The organism is Cognatundibacterium rivi (assembly GCF_018139565.1).
Taxonomy (GTDB): domain Bacteria; phylum Pseudomonadota; class Gammaproteobacteria; order Burkholderiales; family Burkholderiaceae_D; genus Undibacterium; species Undibacterium rivi.
Genome location: NZ_JAGSPK010000006.1, coordinates 1 through 18,546, shown reverse-complemented (window position 1 = coordinate 18,546; position 18,546 = coordinate 1). Strand labels below are relative to the sequence as shown.

Below are 18,546 nucleotides of genomic sequence, written 5' to 3'. Positions count from 1 at the left end.
GGCTATTCCGGCTGCAACGTACGTACCAAAAACAGAAGAGACAACAATGAATCACCTGGAACAACAACTCGATTATCCGTTTGGCGCAACCCTGCCGGAATCTGGCAAGACTGTGGAAATAGCGCCCGGCGTTTTATGGATACGGATGGGCCTGCCGTTTGCACTGAACCACATCAATCTGTGGCTGCTGGAAGATGAAGTCGAGACCGCGCAGGGGCGGGTGCATGGCTGGACGGTGGTCGATTGCGGCATCGCCAGCGACGCCACGCGGGACGCCTGGGAAGTGTTGTTCGGTGATCTGCACAATCATCTGCGCGGCTTGCCTGTGGTGCGGGTGATTGCCACCCATTGCCATCCTGATCATATCGGTCTGGCAGACTGGTTGTGCACCTTGTGGAACGTGCCGCTGTGGATGACCGCAGGCGAATATGGCTTTGCCCGCATGATGTCGGCCGGCTTACCGGGTGCGGACGGCACCGCAATGTTTCCGCATTTCCGCAAACATGGGCTGGACCCGGCGATGCAAGAACAGATACAGGAAAGAAAAAGCCACTACAGCCGTATGGTGCCGACGGTGCCGACTTCGTATCGCCGCATGCAAGAAGGCATCGACCTGACGATTCATCAGCGGCGCTGGCAAATCATCACCGGTTTTGGTCACTCACCAGAACACGCCTCATTGTATTGTGCCGACCTGAATATTCTGATTTCCGGCGATATGCTGTTGCCGCGCATTTCCACGAATGTGTCTGTCTTTGCGATAGAACCAGAAGCCAATCCGGTGCAGCAGTATCTCGGCTCCCTCAAAAAATATCTGCCGTTGCCTGAAGATGTGCTGATTCTGCCTTCGCATGGTAAGCCGTTCAAAGGGCTGCATACGCGCATCACGCAATTAGAAGAACATCACGCCGAACGTCTGGCCGAGGTCGTTGCAGCTTGTACGACGCCGCAATCAGCCTGTGACATCGTGCCACTGATGTTCCGCCGCCCGCTCGATGCCCACCAGCTGACATTTGCCATCGGCGAAGCACTCGCGCATCTGCACAAATTATGGTTTGACGGCGTCTTGCAGCGACAAACGGGCGATGACGGCATCATCCGTTTTGTTGTCAGAACGTAGTCGCTGACACGGTAGATATCAGTGATGTCTGTGAAATCCCCCCTGCGACGGAGTCTGACAGTTATCATCCTTGAAGATCTCACAATAAATGATACCCACCAACAGCTATGAAATTTCGCGACACCCATAAGTAGACGAGCGCAAAGGCATGATCAATCGAAAAGCAATCGGCGAATTCTTCTAAGGCTTCATGATGTAATAAGCATGACGTGAGCCATTACATAATGGTTCGCGAGAGTACATAGCAGATATATCCGAAACTACTCAGTGAGAATCTATGAAGGTCAACATCAAACAGCTTTACGGCAAATTCAACCAAGGCTACGCTCTCGACAAGCATACAATCTATAGCACGCCTTTAGGCTCGAATGAGTTCGGCCACATGCAGTGGGACACTAAGCGCACTGAAGCAGGGGAAGCTGTCTACCTACTCAAATATAAGCAGCAGCGCAAACATATTCTGCCTCTGGCACAAGCGATTCTCTCCGGCATCGTGCCGCTGCTGCCCCAATTTAGCATGATCGTCCCCATGCCAGCGAGCAATGCCCGCTTGGAACAGCCCGTATCGGCAGTCGCCAACGCTTTAGGCCAACTCACCAACAAGCCCGTGTTTGAACTACTGACCAAAGCGCCAGGCGGCCCGAAACTGAAAGATTTATGTCTACGCTCTGAGAAGGACGCGGCACTAAAAGACGCGATCACCCTGAACCGCCTAATTCGTAACGAAGGCTGCTGGAACGCGCTGCTGATCGATGACCTGCACCATAGCGGTGCTTCGCTCGATGCAGCATGTAGCGTGCTGCGCACTTATGAGAAAATAGGGGAAATTTATGTAGCAACGCTGACGTGGAGGTAATCCCATGACGACTATTTTTATTGCTGGCTCCATCACCATCAAACACCTTGATGTCAAAGTGCAAGAGCGAATTATGAACATCGTGCATCAGAATTTTGACGTGATCGTTGGTGATGCCGACGGCGTGGATACCTCCATCCAAGAATTTTTGGTTGACGTAAATTACTCGCGCGTTACCGTATTCTGCGCAGGCGATACGCCGCGTAATAATGTCGGTAACTGGATGATCAATAACGTGCCAACCTATCACAAGCCCGGATCGCGCGCCTACTTTGCGGCCAAGGATATCGCCATGGTGAAAGCGGCCGATTCCGGTCTGATGATCTGGGATACCAAGAGTACAGGAACGCTGAACAATGTGATTGAGTTACTGCAAGACAAAAAGTTCTCGTGGGTTTTCATCAACAAGCTTAAAATGTTCCAAGCCATCAAGAATGTCAATACACTGGAGTCACTGCTAGAACGAATGCCTCCGCCAGCACGCCTCAAAGCTGATACTAAGATAAATCTGAACGAGAGGGTGGGCGCCCTGCGCTCACGCGAACAGCAAATGGCTCTGCTGGCTGAGTGGGTCGAGGCCGATGCCACACATGCCTGATAAAGGTTTGAGATGGTGACAGTTTGTTGCTATGTCACAGTAGGGCAGTATCTGACCTTTATTTTGTTCTGAGTTCCATGCCCGCCAACGGTGGCGGAGCCGCACAATTACCGCTTTGCGTACCCTGCAAAAACGCGTGGATGGTTTGCGTGGTCAGTCCTTCGGTACGATGCAATAAACCGTTACCGCCGAAATTCATATGCGACGCGCCATTCACGACACCCAGCCATTTGCAGCCCGGTGCCATGTCGGCAAACGGTTCGGTACGGGTACGCCAGGAAGCATGCGCCAGATCATCGTCTCGCGTTCCTGTCATCAATAACACTGGCTTACTGATTTTGTACCAGGCATGGGCCGGAAAAATCAGTCCCTCGCCTTGCGGTGACAAGGCAATATACGCATCGAAACTGGCGGTACCAGTCACACCCATTTTATTATCAGCGCCAGCATCCATCATGGCCACCGCCGCCCCCATGGAATGACCGAGCAAAACCGCGCGTTTGCCGGTGCACCGTGCCGCAGCCCATTGACGTGCAGCTTGAATATCCATCAGCCGCGCCGCATAGGCTGGGGCATCGGTCACTAATTCAGTCAGACCATCCTGCAAACTGCCGCCACGCTTGGCTTCACGCAAAGATTGCCGGCCACTTTCCAGATGCCCCGGCACAACGCTCAGAAAACCTTCTTTCGCCATGAATTCAGCCAGATAGACATAGCCTTTTTCCGAACCACCGGCACCATGGGAAATGATCGCCACCCCCTGACATGGCGACGCATTCTGATACACGAGAGCAGGAACGCTCTGCCCATCCTGACGTGTCAGCGAAATACGTTCCGCTGCAAAAACCTGACTAGATGCGACCGTCAATGCCGTCAAACCGATCAACTTACCGATGGATAAATGCTTTCTGAATCCTGTTGCTGTAGGCATCGCGCCGCTCCTTAACTAATCTGGATAACACATACCTCAACGATCTAACTGATAAAACAGATGACCGCCTTACCATCTGCTGCAGCATTTGCATAAAAATGTTGCAGATGGGAATAGTGTTCCAGCAAATAATGTAATGCCTGCGCCCCGTCGGTGATCCACATCCCTTCCGGATATACCTGCGCTTTTTCCATCTTTGCCGCATCAAAGCGCTGTGCCAGCGTGGATGCGGGCAGTTCCTGCAATGCGGCGCTGACTGCGGCGACCTGTTGCGCAGTCAGGCAACGGGCGGGGCCTTTGCCAAGATCATGACTGATTTCCTGATCACCGAACACGGCCCACCCCAAAGGCTCATCGCCGCCAAATGTCGCGCCGTTCAGCAAATACTGTATGCCGTGCCAGGCTTGTTCGAGGTCAAATAATTCCGCATCATCACTACTGCCGTTTTTGGCAAAAATCACATGGCGGACTTTCCCGGGATGCTGTTTCAGATCATCCAGTTTTTCCTGTGTCAGCGTCAGATAAAAACACGTCATACCCATGAAATGCTCCCGAAAACCGGCTATCGTCACTCAGTAAAAAACCACTGCCTTCCACATGAACGGCATTCACAATATAACTGAGTGCAATCCATTTCCGCATAAATTTCTGTTGTCAGAAACCATCCGCCGATGGCGTTTGAGTTGATCTGTCAGGCCAGTCGTACCACGCTGGAATTTCACGTTAACGACTGACCTGAAGCTTGTATCGCACCAGATTTATAAGCGTTTTTACAGAGGATTTTTTGTACCGCATTCACCACAGAAAATGTCGTCTGCTGCCAATGGCGCTTTGCAGGCAGAACATATTCTGGCAACCGGTGCCACCTGTGCAACTGGCACAACAGGCGCAGACGGCGTCGCTGGCGGTTGATTCTTAGCAGCCGCTGCCGATGCCGCTGCGGCGTCTTTTGCTTCCTGCAATTTTGCACCGGCACGCTCTTTGGCTTCGTTCGCGCGACGTTTGGCTTCCTGCATCTGCGCCTGCAATTGTTCTTCGGCCTCCGTGAAATTCAGACCATCCGTCACTTGCAGATAAATCAGGCAGGTACCGTTAATCATCGTCAGAAACGGGATGACCATGCCAACGCTGAACAGCAATCCCGTTGCGAAACCAAATGCACCGGTGTACGCCATGCCACTCTCCAGAGCTTCAAAGCCGCCGCCGTATCCCATGTGATTTCCCATCGAGTTTCCCATGATGCCGGACATCATTCCCATCACATTTCCCATAGGATTAATACCGACAGCCTGAGAAATTCCCATCGTTGTGACATAGCCGGAAAACAAAATGAAAGACACCACGCCAGACAAAAACAGCACCAGGAAAGACAGCACGACGATATAAGTAATCGTCATCAGCAAACGCTGACGGACAATCACAAACAAACGAGCAATCGTTTCCATTACCGAGTTACCGGCCCAGATTGCCGGTGCTGCCAGTGGCATGGCTACATAAAAGATACTGGCAAAAGTGACGCCGATGATCACCGTCAGCAATGGCAACATAACGGCATACAGCAAGGAACCAAGCCCGGGCAACTTACACAAAAACAGCACGGCAAACGCAAGCAGCGCTACCAGTAAAAAAATCACCAGCAACACCAGCGCCACACCCAGCATGCGATGTACTGTAAAGACGCCCTGGATAATCGCGTCGGTAAAACTGAGTTCACGCCCCTGCGACTGGCGCATCAGCAAAATACCGACCGCTGAATAGCCGGTGATACCGACAATCAAGCTCACGATGGTCAACAGGCCACCCAGCAAAATGCTGTGCTGCGCCAGCCAGGCCGTCATCGCCATCGACAGGAAAAAAGCCAGTGCAGCCATGCCAGTCATGGCGAGTGCGCGCCAGTTCGTTGCGGCCTCTGCGGCACGCAGCAACACAAATGGGCTGCCGGAATTCGTTGGATTGCTGCTCATGTAGTCTCCGATGGATGTCGTCACTCTGGACGGGGTTAACAATGATGGTTGATGGAAGATGTGCGGCGCAAACGATCAGTGCCACGCCGGAACATGGGCAGACGACATCATGCGTAAGCCCATGTGCTGAACTGGTTTAATAGCGTGAACGCAGTTGTTTGATTTTCCTGATTTTTGCGAGCGCCGCAGTATTGCCGGGGTCCAGCGCCAGCGCCGTCTGGGCGGTCGCCAGTGCATTATCGTAATCACCGCTGGCGATAAAACTGTCGGCGCGATTCAGCAAAGCGGTCGCCTTACCATGCATCATTTCGCCGCCTGGCTGTGCCTGCGCCCCCTGCGGGCGTTTAGCGTTGACCGGTTCATCGTAAAAATCGTCGTCTTCGTCAAATTCATCATCGTCACGCCGCCGTTTCTTTTTGGCGGTCACAGGCGCAGGCGCTTCCGTAGCTGCGGGTGCCGTCGGCGCTGTCGTCACTTCCGGCATTGCAACGGCGGAAGCTGGTGCCGGTGCAACATCCGCTGGCGGGCTGCTTTCCGGCAATGAGGCCGCAACAGGTTCAGCACTGGTCACGACAAGCTCGGTCTGCGTATGAGATTTGGCATACCAGACGTAAGCACCAGCGCACGCGGCGACCGCCACGACCGCCGCAACCAGCACGATGGCCGTCACCGGCGTCGCCGTTTTGCTGACCGGCAGGGCATGGTAGGAAGACGACGCGTTGGCAGCAGTTGGCTGCGATGGCTGCGCCGCTGGATGCACGCTAGCCGGTGTCTCAATGACGCTCGCGGTACTTGCGGCTGGCGTCGCTGCAGTGACGGGGACAGCCGTGTTTGCTGGTGGCACAGCAGCAGCAGCAGCATCAGCAGCAGCATCAGCAGCAGCGCTCACGCTTTGCTCAGGCGGAATTGTCACGGCTTCGCTGGCGATAGGCGCCTGTGCTGTCGGCAGGTCTGCTGCTTGTTCTGCTGCTTGTTCTGCTGCTTGTTCTGTCGCACTGAGCGGTGCATCGCTGGCGTTTGCCGTCACAACATCCTCTGCCGTGGCAGTGGCAGTGGGAGTGGGAGCGGCAGCATCGGCGCCAGTGCTGGTACCGCATTTTTTGCAGAAACGCGCCCCCGGGGTCAGTGATGCATGGCATTGATGACACTCAGGCATCGGCGGCGCTGGCGGTAACAATGAAGTGCCACACGATTTACAAAATTTGGCACCATCCGGGTTGTCCTTACCGCAGCTCACACAGGTATTCATCCATCTTCCTTTTTGTCGGTTTACTCAGCATTCCATCACTACGATCAGTAGCAAAGAAATTATTGCAAAAATTATACAAGGGGTTTGTAACAAGACAATTAAATGGCTGATCAAAAGTGGGGAATACGAGCGCGGAAGAGCATGATAAACAACACAACAAGGTCGCAAAGCCGTTGTTGAGGCCATCAACATACTGGGTGGGGTATTTTTCAACAGCCTTTATTGATAGGGAGATCAGCGCTAAAAAGCCAGATACTCCCCCTTTTTTTGCTCAGGAAGCGGCTTTTTCCGGCTGCGCCAGCTTGCGGGCGTCGGTAAATTCCCACCACGGTTTCGCCGGTTCGCCATTCATGAATGCGGTGATGGACATGAACACATCGATCACACAAGGATCATGCCGCACGCCAGTCAGCTGACACAGTTTTTCGTACATCTGCCACGGACACTGCCCCACCAGTTGCGCAGGCGTGGTGATGCCCAGCAAACGCAGATCCGCCGCACCGGCCTTGCCAATATTCGGTAAATCCGTCAGCGCGCGCAGGCGGTTTCGGTCAACTTTGTCGGGGTGCATGGATGAGCTCCGTATCAGTGTGCTGGTGGTGTGCTGGTCACAGCACGATAACCGTATGCTGATCAATTGGCAATGCGTTCGCAGGTCGTCTGTAACATCGATTTCGGGCTCCCAAAGGCGAAAATATACTCCCCCCAGTATTTTTTAACGCCCTTTGTTTATAAGGAGATAAAGGTAAAAATGGCTGATACTCCCCATTTTTCTGCTTTTTATGGCATTTTTCGGGTGATTTTCAGCGGTTTGCTTGCCAGGCTTTACGCGATGCGAAACCACTCAGCGTCGCGCCGATGTGGTGAACCGGCGTTTTCGTGTACCCTTCACGCTTTCTGTTGAAGCGCGCTATCGTGAAATCTGCCCACACTCCCGTTCCTGTCACCACTTATCTGAAACTGGTTGCGGTCGCCTTGTTCTGGGGCGGCACTTTTATTGCCGGTCGTATTGTGGCGAGTGAAATTCCGCACATGACTGCGGCGGCGCTGCGTTTTGCGGTGGCCAGCGGCCTGCTGTGGTTGCTGGCGTGGAAGCTCGAAGGCGGCTTGCCGAAACTGACGCGGCAGCAAATGCAGGCAACATTTGCGCTCGGTGCGACGGGCATCTTTTTATACAACATCTGCTTTTTTTCCGCACTGGCACTGATGCCCGCCGGGCGCACAGCCTTGTTTGTCGCACTGAATCCGATTGTCACGGCGCTGGCACTGGCGGCATTGTTTGGTGAACGGCTCGGTGCGCGGCGCTGGCTGGGCATCGCGATTGCGTTTGCCGGTGCGGCAGTGGTGATCACGCGCGGTGATCTGGGCAGCGCGCTCCGTGATATCTCGCAATCAGTCGGTAAGGGCGAATTATTCATGCTGTGCGCGGTCTGCGGCTGGGCCGCTTACACCATCATCGGCAAACATGCGCTGCGCGGCTTGTCGCCGATTGCTGCGACGACGTATGCATCGCTGTGGGGTTTGTCGCTATTGGTCTGCGGCGCGGTCACGGAATGGCCGCAATTCGATACTAGTCGCCTGACCTGGCCGGTGCTGGCTGCGATTGTGTATCTGGGCGCTTTCGGTACGGTAATCGGTTTTGTCTGGTATTACGAAGGCGTGAAAGCCATAGGCCCGGCGCGGACGGCGGTCTTCAATAATCTGGTGCCGGTGTTCGGTATTACACTCGCCGCGCTGTTGCTGGGCGAGCCGATTTTATTGTCGATGATCGTCGGCGGTTTGCTGGTGATTGCGGGCGTGTCACTGACCAATCGGCAATAACATCAGCACATCTTCTGCATCATTGATCAAATAAAAAAGGAGGCAAGCGCCTCCTTTTTTTACACCGGAAATGCCGGCGGAAAAATCAGTGTCCGAATCAGAATATTGATCAGAATTTTTTCCACAGTTTGACGAAATACGCTGCACCGCCCAGACCGAACTGCACGCTATCGTAATAGAAACCGTTGTCGGTTTCGTTCGGATCCTGGCGCGTTGGTTTGACGTTGAAAATATTCGTGCCGCCAACCGTCAGTTTCGTGGTGTCATTGAATGCATACGTCACTGCCAGATCGGCAGAGGTTTTTGGTTTGTAATACGCATTCGGTACACCCGCTGCGGTACCGGAGAACGTGCCCAGTGTTTGCGAACCATAGTGAATCACTTTGAATTCGCTGGCCCACGGACCTTGCTCATAATTGAATGCCAGCGTGCCTTTCACGCGCGGGCCGCCCTGCTCGATGAACAGGCGTTCACGCTCGGACAGCAACACATCTTCATAGCCTTTCAGCGATGCCGGTGCGTTCACTTTCGTGACTTCGGTTTTGCTGTAATTCAGACCCAGATAGGTCGACAATTTACCAGCGCCAAGATTGGCTTTATGCGATGCAGTCAGATCGATACCTTGTGTTTTGGTATTGATGGAGTTCACAAAAAACTGTGCCTGACCAACACCCAGCGCAGACAGCGTTGCACCCAGCGCCGGATAATTATTCGCATCAAAACGACCCGACAAAACGATGCGGTCAGAAATATCGATGCGGTACAGATCGGCCGTCATCGAAAACGTATTGCTTGGTTTGTAGGTCAGACCCAGCGTGTAGTTTTTCGATTTTTCTTCATGCAGTTTCGGAATACCAGCGGCGTTCGCAATGGTGCCGCCATTCGGTGCTAACACCACATCCATCGGTACGCCGGAAATGAAGTCGGTGAACGTCGAAGAAAAATACACTTGCTGCAGTGACGGTGCGCGGAAACCTGTGCTCAGTGAGCCACGCAGATTCACGTCGTCGGTCGCTTTGTAGCTGGCGGCAACTTTACCGGTGAGCGTGGAGCCGAAATCACTGTAACGTTCGCCACGCACAGCGGTTTGTACTTTAAAGCGATTCGTCACATCAGTTTCGATATCGACATAGGCTGCCAGGCTGTTGCGGCTGCGATCAGTGCGGTCACCCGGCTGAAAACCCGGGAAGCCCTGACTACCGGCATTACCACCGAAGCCAACACCATCGACGTCATTGTAAGAGCCTGGTTCACCAGAGAAAATTTTGTAATTTTCACGGCGGTATTCGCCACCAAACGCCACGTTCACGCCATTCATGAAACCGTCAAAGAAGCGGCTGAAATCCAGATTTGTCGTCGCTTGTGAAAATGAGAAACCACCGGCATCGAAACTGCTAGGGCTGATGCCTTTGCCACCGCTCAGCAAATCTTTATTCGCGATGGAGGCATTCAGAGTATTGCTGATGTTGTACTTGAGTTCGTTGAAACCGTAAGTCTGCGACAAATCGGCACGCCATTCACCAACGCTGAAACGGTAACCGGCGATGCCGTAGATGTCGTTGATATCACCATTGATGTAAGGCACAAAGCCATTCGGATACATCGCCGCAGAATTGCGCGAAGGAATATCGTCGGAACCCACGCCGCCACGCGCCCATGCGGCGGAGGATGCTTTACGTTGCTGCGTCCCCAAGGTGAAATAGAATTTATCGGTGCCGCCATTCGGCACTTCACCGTTCAGATACACCGTTGGCCCTGTGACTTTGGTGTCACCGATGGTGCGCGGATTGCCCGGATCTGCGCGGTTTGAACGGCCGCGATCGGTGTATTCCACCGTCACGCCGAGCACGCCTTTTTCACCGATCTGTATGCCGCAGTAGGCGGACGGCAGATAGTTTTTACCATCGCCGACAGAATACTGGCTGTAACCGAAACTGGCTTCGCAACCCAGATTTTTCTTCAGACTGATATCCATCACGCCTGCAATCGCATCAGAACCGTATTGCGCCGCTGCGCCATCACGCAATACCTGCACATTGCTGATCGCCATAACCGGAATCGCATTCAGATCGGTACCGGTATTCCCACGGTTACGCGCGCCGAACAGATTCACCAGCGACACGGTGTGACGACGTTTGCCGTTCACCAGCACCAGTGTCTGGTCTGAGCCCAGACCGCGCAATGCTGCGGAATCCACCAGATCAGCACCATCGGCACCCGTCTGACGGGTGGAATTGAACGAAGGTGAGATATTCGCCAGCGTCTGAGCAAGATCGAACTGTCCACCTTGTTCAGCGGATTTGGAAACAGAAATAAAGTCGATTGGTAATGGCGTTTCAGTAGCCGAAGAATTGATCCGGCGGGAACCGACGATGGTCATCGTTTGTACCGGTGCATCTGAGGCTTTTTCCGGGCTGGTCTGCGCGTATGCGCAAACCGGAGTAAACGCTGCGGCAGAGCTGGCGCCATAGAGGGCGAGCAAAATGGCCTTACGCATTTTGGTCATGACAAGATTCCTTAGAATTGCAATGTTGATTGGGAGATATTCAATTTGATGAGAAATCTGTCAGCCAGATAAAACAGCAAGCGCGTCAGGCCATGCTCTATCGAGGTGCAGGCCAGCCCTGGGTTTCAGACAGATTTCTATGCATTTGAGTATCAGCCCCTGAAGAAAAACATGTCAATCTTGGTGTGTCTGGTTTGTGTCCTCAGTGTGACATTTATGCGGAATAGCTGAAATTTGTAAAAATATTTTCAGATTTAAAATTTCAATGTTTTTAAATACATCAAGCCTTGGATCGCCCTGCTGCCGTACCACGACAGCATTTCGCCATCGACCAGCTGCACGGGCTTGCCCAGCTGGCGTTCCAGCGCATCGACATGGGCTTCCGTGAAGCGATACGGTTCGGTCGATAATAAGACGCTGTCAAATTGCGCCGCCATCGTGTCATTCCAGCTGAAAGCCGGATAGCGCAAGGTATTGTTTTCCGGTGCCCAGACCTCGCAACCCGCCAGCTTCAGCATATTCGCGATATAGGTATCGCCCGCAATGCTCATCCACGGGTCTTTCCATATGCAGTACAAAACACGTTGTGGGTTGACCGGCATGGTCAGATCAGCGTACGCCTTTTCAAACGCGGTACAGAGTTGTCCGGCCGCGGCCTCGACCTGAAAAATTCCACCCAGCAGACGATATAAAGCCAGATTGTCGCGCGGGGTATTCGGGTGCGTCACAATCACATGCGGAATAAATTCCGCCAGCAAATCCACCGTCGGTTTTTCATTTTCATCGATATTCACAATCAGATGCGTTGGTGCGAGCCGGCGGATTTTTTCAATATTCACATCCTTAGTGCCGCCGGTTTTGGGAATTGCTTGCACCACGTCAGCGGGATGTATACAAAACCCGGTACGCCCGACCAGTGAGGATGCCAGACCGAGATCGCAGATCAGCTCAGTGATCGATGGCACCAGACTGACGATTCTGGCTTGCGCTGCGGCCACCGGCTGATGTTGCTGCCCGATGGCATCGGTAAGGGAGACATCATTCGTCATTTTTTGACCATCGTCATCGTAGGTATCTGGCATGAACTAATGCTGATCGTCTGCACGCGCCTTGTGCGGGGCACGAGAAAATACGGCATCGTACAAGGCGTTTGGCAACAGCCGTAAACCCTTGGCGACCACGCCCATCTGCCAAGGAATAACGCGATAAGAACAACCCGCATCTATCGTCTGCACTGCTTTCGCCGCAAATTTTTGCACCGGCATCAGGAAAGGCATGCGATAGGTGTTGATCTGCGTCATCGGCGTATCGATGTAGCCCGGCGCAATCGTGACGACACGGATGCCGCTTTTTTTCAATTCCACCCGCAGCGATTCGCAATAGCTGATGACGGCAGCTTTCGATGCGCTGTAGGCTTCAGCTCCGGGCAAGCCACGGATACCGGCAACGCTGGCAATCCCGACCAGGCGGCACGCATCCGGTTGCGCGTCATTTTTCATAGTCTGGATGAAAGGCGCAAATGTCGCCACGGTGGCGGTCAGATTGGTTTGTACAACGCGTTCAAAAACAGCAAGGTCACCAGCGTGTTCGGTTAAGGTGCCGACGGAAATACCGGCATTTGCAATCACCACATGAACGTTACCGGTCTGGCGTATGAAATCGGCAGCAGCGGCTGCTAAGGCCGCATGATCGGTAACATCGACCGCGTAAATATGGTGCTGCTCAGGATTTGGCAAGCTGCGACGCAATTGTTCAAGATTATCGCGGCGGCGAGCCAGCAAGCCCAGCGTTGCGCCTTGCGCCGCATATTCACGCGCAAGCGCAGCGCCTATGCCGGAAGATGCACCCGTAATGAAAACGTTTTTCATAGTGTCCAATTAAAAAAAAAGTCCGCCAGCAGCGGACTTATTGCATCGTACTTCAGCTTATTTTTTCTTGCCACTGTCAGCTGCGGCAGCAGGTGCTGCACCCGCTTTTTCTTTTTGCGCTTTACTGACCAGGAAATCGAGTACCTGCAACAATGAACGGTTCTGAGTTTCTTCAGAAACACGGCCCATGGTACGTACGGACTCTACCGGTGAAGTAAGGAAACGGCCATCCACCGCAACCATAGGAACGCTATCAACCTGATACGACTCCAGCAATTGATTGGTACGGTTCAGTTTGCTTTGAATCGCAAAGGAATTATAAACATCCGTAAATTTCTGTTTATCGAGGCCAGACTTGGCAACGAAACTCATGACTTCCGCATCGGATTGCAAACGGTTACGCTCGACGTGCAAAGCGTTGAACGCTTTGATCTGATACTCATCGGCTTTACCCATTGCTTCCAGTGTCAGATACAGTTTTTGCTGTTGCACCAGATTATGAAAATTCACGTGTACACGTTTGAACACGATATTGTCACCCTGTTTTTTGACCCATTCTGCGATCAAAGGCTCGAGCGCATTGCAGTGCGGGCAAAAATAGCCAAAGAATTCGATGACTTCAACTTTTTTACCAGCTTCTGTTGGCTGTGGACGACCGAGTACACGGTACTCAACGCCGGATTGCGGCATGGCCGGAGAGGCACCCGCACTCGCTGAAACCAGGCCTAAGCCCAGCAAAAATACTGCATATATCGCTTGAGTAAATCTACGCATATCTTTTCCTTTATTAATCTGAATTACTGAATCTGTTTACTTCGCAGTTCTGACAATTGCCACATCAACGCCATTCTCAGACAATTTGGCCTTCATTCGGTTCATTGTTTCGGCATTATTTATCGGACCGACACGGACACGATACATGGTACCGGTATCTGAATTTTTCTCTGTCACTCTGGCTTCAAAGCCGATCAGAGCCAGCTTGGCACGGGCACTGTCCGCATCGGCCTGCTCTTTGAAAGCGCCAGCCTGCAGGAAGTAGATGTATTTATCATCCGCCGCCGCATCTGCTGCTTTTTCACTGGTTTTATCAGCCGCTGGCTTTTCCTGAGCTGGCTTTGTTTCCACTTTCACTTCAGGTGGGCGGACAGCGGCCTGCGCCGGTGCAGCATCAGCTGGTTTGGCTACTGCGGCGTCTTTTGCCTGTTCCTTTGCCGCTTCTTTAACTGCATCAGGCTTGCCATACATAGGCCGGTTCGGATCCTGCAGCTGCGTCACCGGCTGATCCGGTTTGTCAGATTTTCCACCTTTATTTGTAAAAGGTGTCGATGATTTTGTGATCAGCAAGGCGACAGCCACCGCAATGCCCAGGCCAATGACCAGACCAATAATGATGCCTGTTAAGGTATTACCTTGCTGACGCTGCAGCGTTGAGTGATGTGATTTCATGCGTCTCCGACGAAAAAATTGTACTCTGTGAATACTGACCGGTATTACTTAAGTAAGCTGTCATTCTGGTTGAAAACATGCACAACACAACAACCAGAACAACAAACTAAAAATGAAGATTACATTTTATTCGGCGCAGACACGCCGATCAGAGCCAGACCGTTACGGATGACCTGACGGGTTGCCAGCATCAGTGCCAGACGTGCCAGCTTGGTCGGCTCATCATCCACCAGCACGCGTTCGGCATTGTAATAACTATGCAACTCGCCAGCCAGATCGCGTAAATAGAAAGCAACCTGATGCGGGCCGAGTTCATCCAGCGCTTTTTCCAATGCTTCAGGATATTCCGCAATTTTTGCCAGCAAACTCGCTTCGCGCGGCGCTGTCAACGGCGACAGATCAACATTGAGTAATGGCGCAAAAGCGGCTTCATCGGTCGCATATTGGGCGAGGACGGAACAAATACGCGCATGCGCATACTGGACGTAATACACAGGGTTTTCATCCGACTGCGCGAGTGCGACGTCGACATCGAACACAAATTCGGTATCCGCTTTACGCGAGATCAGGAAGAAGCGCACTGCATCGCGCCCTTTGACCACATCACCGTTACCAGACCATTCGATCAGGTCACGCACTGTTACATAAGAACCGGCACGCTTGGAAATCTTCACCTCGGCACCGTCTTTCATGACCGTCACCATCTTGTGCAGCACATAGTCGGGATAGCCTTTTGGAATACCGATATCCAGTGCCTGCAAGCCAGCACGGACGCGGGCTATCGTGCCATGATGGTCACTTCCTTGCACATTGATGGCCTGGCGATAACCGCGTTCCCACTTGGTGACGTGGTAGGCAACGTCCGGCACGAAATAAGTGTAAGTACCGTCGGTCTTCTTCATCACACGGTCTTTGTCGTCACCGTACTCGGTGGTGCGCAACCACAATGCGCCATCTTGTTCGTATGTTTTACCGGCAGCTTTGAGCGCGCTGACAGTGGCTTCGACTTTGCCGTCTGTGTACAAAGAAGATTCGAGATAGTAATTATCAAATTTCACACCGAATGCGAGCAAATCGGTATCTTGTTCGCGGCGCAGATAAGTCACGCTGAATTCGCGGATGGAATCGATATCGTCTGCATCACCTGTCGCTGTAACTGGCTGACCATTGCTGGCAGATACGGTTTTCTTGTCGAGAAAATCGCGCGCAATATCGGCGATGTAATCACCGTTATACGCAGATTCCGGCCACGCGGCATCACCCGGTGCATGACCTTTGGCACGTGCCTGCACGGATAAAGCCAGATTACCGATTTGCACACCGGCATCGTTATAATAAAACTCACGCGAAACGTCGTAACCCTGTACATCCAGCAACGCAGCAAGCGCATCACCGAGCGCACCCTGACGACCATGACCAACATGCAAAGGACCGGTCGGGTTTGCCGAAACGAATTCGACAACAACTTTTTGTCCAGCTCCACGTTGACTCTGACCGTAAATCGCGCCCTGCTGCAACACAGTTTTGACCACTGACTGTTTGGCAGCCGTTGCGATACGAATATTAATAAAGCCCGGACCAGCAATCTCTACAGCGCTGATCAGGGGATTATTCTGTGCCGCCAGGTTCGCCACAACCGCCTGAGCGATTTCACGCGGATTTTTACGCAAAGGTTTAGCGATCTGCATGGCAATATTGCAAGCGATATCGCCATGCGAAGGATCTCTTGGGCGTTCAAGCAATACCGTCGGTTGCAGATCGCTGCCTTCCAAAATGGGGGCAACCGCGTTTTTTAAGGAGTTGAGAATTTCTTGTTTTTGTTCAGCTAACATGGCACATAGGGTTCATTGCGTTTCGCGCAACAAATCTAAATAAGGACAGCGGTCATTATACTGTCTCCCCCGCGCCATGTCCGTCTGCAAGTGTAAGCATCGATGCGGTTTTCATCAAAGCAGGTTGTTTATGTTTTGCCAGTAAACTCAGCACTCTCAGAAGCTTACCGAAAAACAGACCATTCATAATGCCAAAGCTGACGCTGCAGACACTGATAAACACAATATTCGAGCGCAGTTCTGGCTGCACCACAACAGCAATGTTTTCACAGTATTTCAGGAAGAAAATCGACATCATCAGGACGAGTGGCATCCAGCTACCCTGCAACTGAATCAAGCGTTCAGACACCACTTGGACACCATTTTTGCCAAAATGCGTGGCATACAAAGCGCTGACGCAAACGGCGGCAAGCAGCCACAGCCCGACTGATTCAAAGCGAACACCAAAATGCTGGATCAAGCCTTGTAAAGACAGACCTAACATAAGCAAAGGCAAAATAAATGTTGCACGCAAAGTGACCTGGCGATCGCGACTCATCAAGACTCCGCGATAAATGAGAAATGCCAGTAACGCCCATACCCAGATTGGTGTGTTGATCAGAATTTGTTGCAACATGATTGCCTCCGTCAGTGAATCGTGAATTGAAGTGTTTGTGAGGGAAGTATGGCGGGCAATTGCACTGCTTTCCCGTCCTATCCGACCAATGGAAGCCAAATGTCGTGAAGCTCGCGTTTTACGGCGTGAGTTGCGATGGGGCGGCGTGTAGAATGGTAGTTTTCTTCGTTTGGATTTACTATGTGGTTTAAGAACTTACAGGTTTTTCGTCTTGCCTCTCCTTGGAACATCAGCGCAGAGGAATTGAATGCGCAGTTATCCAGAATTTCTTTCGCTCAATGCGCATCGAATGAAATGCAAAGTCAGGGCTGGGCCTCACCTCGCAATAACGATATGCTGGTTCACAGCGTCAATCACCAGTTTCTGATAGCACTGGCGACAGAAAAAAAGCTGTTGCCGTCCAGCGTGATCAATCAGGTTACGAAAGCACGCGCAGCAGAGTTAGAGGAGCAGCAAGGTTTTGCACCCGGCAGAAAGGCGATGAAAGATTTAAAAGAACGCGTCACTGATGAGTTATTACCTCGCGCATTTGGCGTTAAACGAAATACTTTTGTCTGGATTGACCCAGCGAATCGTTGGCTGGTGATCGATGCATCAAGCCCATCCCGTGCCGATGAGGTCGTCAAATTACTCTTGAAGTGCTGTGACAAGCTGCCGCTGGAAGGTTTGCGAGTCAAATCATCACCTCAGGCAGCAATGACAGGTTGGCTGGCAGGAAATGAAGCACCGAAAGGCTTCACAATTGACCAGGATACAGAGCTGAAATCGTCAACCGAAGATAAAGCGACGGTACGCTATGTGCGCCATACACTTGACCCTGACGATGTCCAGAAACATATCGCTGCAGGCAAACAGTGCACTAAGCTGGCATTAACCTGGGATGACCGCATCAGTTTTGTGTTAACAGATACACTGACGATTAAACGCATTAAGCCGCTGGATATTCTCGATGAAGATAAAGACAAAGGAACCAACGAGGAAGAACGCTTTGATGCAGACTTTATGCTGATGACGGCCGAATTGGCGAAAATGCTGGACGACATCGTATTTGCGCTGGATGGAGAACTCGACAGCACCAAAGCTGCGTAAGCAAGTTGATGAATAAATTTAAAAAGACGAGTTGATCTACTCGTCTTTTTTATATCCGATACTCAGCATCACGCCCGGAAAAATACAGTAATGCGCCATAAGTGACACAGCACACGGCAAATCAAATTCAGAACGTACAAATAAAAAAACGAGCTGCTTACGCAACTCGTTTTCTCAATTACTGGCGGAGCGGACGGGGCTCGAACCCGCGACCCCCGGCGTGACAGGCCGGTATTCTAACCAACTGAACTACCACTCCGAAACTACTTAATCTGTACTGCTATGTTTATCTGTGGTGGGTGCTGAGAGGCTCGAACTCCCGACCTACGCCTTGTAAGGGCGCCGCTCTACCAACTGAGCTAAGCACCCATATTCTTGCTTAGTCAGATAAACATCTAACGCTGTGTCACCAACGTCAACAGAAGCAACATTATAGTTTAACTTCCGTCTTTTGTCTAGTATTTCAATCAGTTTTTTCGCTTAATTTCAGCGAAAACACCTTTAAATAACTAGTACTCTCACTAAAAGCAAAACCCCCGGTTACGGTAGGTAACGGGGGGTTAGCAGAATACAAGCCTGACGATAACCTACTTTCACACTGGTTGCAGCACTATCATTGGCGCAGAGTCGTTTCACGGTCCTGTTCGGGA

The 18,546-nt window shown here is 52.0% G+C and carries 17 protein-coding genes and 2 tRNA genes; 5 read left to right on the top strand and 14 right to left on the bottom strand.

The annotated features are described in order from the left end of the window. The first annotated feature begins 46 nt into the window (after positions 1–46). From KDM87_RS15125 to KDM87_RS15115, 3 genes are all read left to right on the top strand, one after another. Positions 47–1,120, top strand: a complete 1,074-nt coding sequence (locus KDM87_RS15125) for an MBL fold metallo-hydrolase (protein ID WP_212679872.1) — start codon at positions 47–49, stop codon at positions 1,118–1,120. 277 nt (positions 1,121–1,397) lie between these two features. Beyond that, positions 1,398–1,976: a ComF family protein gene (locus KDM87_RS15120; RefSeq protein ID WP_212679871.1), complete on the top strand. Its 579-nt coding sequence runs from the start codon at positions 1,398–1,400 to the stop codon at positions 1,974–1,976. A 4-nt stretch (positions 1,977–1,980) separates the two neighbouring features. Further along, the gene (locus KDM87_RS15115; protein ID WP_212679870.1) at positions 1,981–2,574 is read left to right on the top strand and encodes a hypothetical protein; all 594 of its coding nucleotides are present in this window, start codon (positions 1,981–1,983) and stop codon (positions 2,572–2,574) included. Between the two features lie 58 nt (positions 2,575–2,632). Here KDM87_RS15115 and KDM87_RS15110 read toward each other — a convergent pair whose 3' ends face one another. From KDM87_RS15110 to KDM87_RS15090, 5 genes are all read right to left on the bottom strand, one after another. Then, positions 2,633–3,505 (bottom strand): alpha/beta hydrolase family protein, encoded by an 873-nt coding sequence (locus tag KDM87_RS15110; RefSeq protein WP_212679869.1) that lies wholly within the window; start codon positions 3,503–3,505, stop codon positions 2,633–2,635. A gap of 44 nt (positions 3,506–3,549) precedes the next feature. Continuing rightward, complete coding sequence (locus KDM87_RS15105) at positions 3,550–4,047, bottom strand: YfbM family protein (protein ID WP_212679868.1); 498 nt, start codon at positions 4,045–4,047, stop codon at positions 3,550–3,552. 228 nt (positions 4,048–4,275) lie between these two features. Next, complete coding sequence (locus KDM87_RS15100; RefSeq protein WP_212679867.1) at positions 4,276–5,469, bottom strand: zinc ribbon domain-containing protein; 1,194 nt, start codon at positions 5,467–5,469, stop codon at positions 4,276–4,278. Positions 5,470–5,605: 136 nt separating this feature from the next. Next, positions 5,606–6,718 (bottom strand): zinc ribbon domain-containing protein, encoded by a 1,113-nt coding sequence (locus KDM87_RS15095; RefSeq protein WP_212679866.1) that lies wholly within the window; start codon positions 6,716–6,718, stop codon positions 5,606–5,608. 271 nt (positions 6,719–6,989) lie between these two features. Then, positions 6,990–7,289 carry a helix-hairpin-helix domain-containing protein gene (locus KDM87_RS15090; RefSeq protein ID WP_212679865.1) on the bottom strand — a complete coding sequence of 100 codons (300 nt, stop codon included), beginning with the start codon at positions 7,287–7,289 and terminating at the stop codon, positions 6,990–6,992. Between the two features lie 383 nt (positions 7,290–7,672). Here KDM87_RS15090 and KDM87_RS15085 point away from each other — a divergent pair, with 383 nt between their 5' ends. Beyond that, a complete protein-coding gene (locus KDM87_RS15085; protein WP_212680217.1) occupies positions 7,673–8,539 on the top strand; it encodes a DMT family transporter in 867 nt (288 codons plus the stop codon). 109 nt (positions 8,540–8,648) lie between these two features. On the opposite strand, the gene KDM87_RS15080 is transcribed toward KDM87_RS15085, so the two are convergent. The 7 genes from KDM87_RS15080 to KDM87_RS15050 form a co-directional block, all read right to left on the bottom strand. Continuing rightward, a complete protein-coding gene (locus KDM87_RS15080) occupies positions 8,649–11,045 on the bottom strand; it encodes a TonB-dependent receptor plug domain-containing protein (protein WP_212679864.1) in 2,397 nt (798 codons plus the stop codon). A gap of 254 nt (positions 11,046–11,299) precedes the next feature. Next, entirely contained in the window at positions 11,300–12,127 is an 828-nt protein-coding gene (locus tag KDM87_RS15075; protein WP_230407819.1) for a helical backbone metal receptor, read from the bottom strand. A 3-nt stretch (positions 12,128–12,130) separates the two neighbouring features. Beyond that, positions 12,131–12,913, bottom strand: coding sequence for an SDR family oxidoreductase (locus KDM87_RS15070; protein WP_212679863.1), 783 nt, complete (start codon positions 12,911–12,913; stop codon positions 12,131–12,133). A 57-nt stretch (positions 12,914–12,970) separates the two neighbouring features. Continuing rightward, a complete protein-coding gene (locus KDM87_RS15065; RefSeq protein ID WP_212679862.1) occupies positions 12,971–13,687 on the bottom strand; it encodes a thiol:disulfide interchange protein DsbA/DsbL in 717 nt (238 codons plus the stop codon). Positions 13,688–13,723: 36 nt separating this feature from the next. Continuing rightward, positions 13,724–14,359 (bottom strand): SPOR domain-containing protein, encoded by a 636-nt coding sequence (locus tag KDM87_RS15060; RefSeq protein ID WP_212679861.1) that lies wholly within the window; start codon positions 14,357–14,359, stop codon positions 13,724–13,726. 119 nt (positions 14,360–14,478) lie between these two features. Continuing rightward, positions 14,479–16,191: an arginine--tRNA ligase gene (gene argS / locus KDM87_RS15055; protein WP_212679860.1), complete on the bottom strand. Its 1,713-nt coding sequence runs from the start codon at positions 16,189–16,191 to the stop codon at positions 14,479–14,481. 55 nt (positions 16,192–16,246) lie between these two features. Further along, positions 16,247–16,807 (bottom strand): DUF6622 family protein, encoded by a 561-nt coding sequence (locus tag KDM87_RS15050; RefSeq protein ID WP_212679859.1) that lies wholly within the window; start codon positions 16,805–16,807, stop codon positions 16,247–16,249. 180 nt (positions 16,808–16,987) lie between these two features. On the opposite strand from KDM87_RS15050, the gene KDM87_RS15045 reads away from it, so the two are divergent. Continuing rightward, complete coding sequence (locus KDM87_RS15045; protein ID WP_212679858.1) at positions 16,988–17,896, top strand: recombination-associated protein RdgC; 909 nt, start codon at positions 16,988–16,990, stop codon at positions 17,894–17,896. A 182-nt stretch (positions 17,897–18,078) separates the two neighbouring features. Here KDM87_RS15045 and KDM87_RS15040 read toward each other — a convergent pair. Further along, positions 18,079–18,155: transfer RNA gene (locus KDM87_RS15040), tRNA-Asp, on the bottom strand. A gap of 34 nt (positions 18,156–18,189) precedes the next feature. After that, positions 18,190–18,265: transfer RNA gene (locus tag KDM87_RS15035), tRNA-Val, on the bottom strand. Positions 18,266–18,546: the final 281 nt, after the last annotated feature.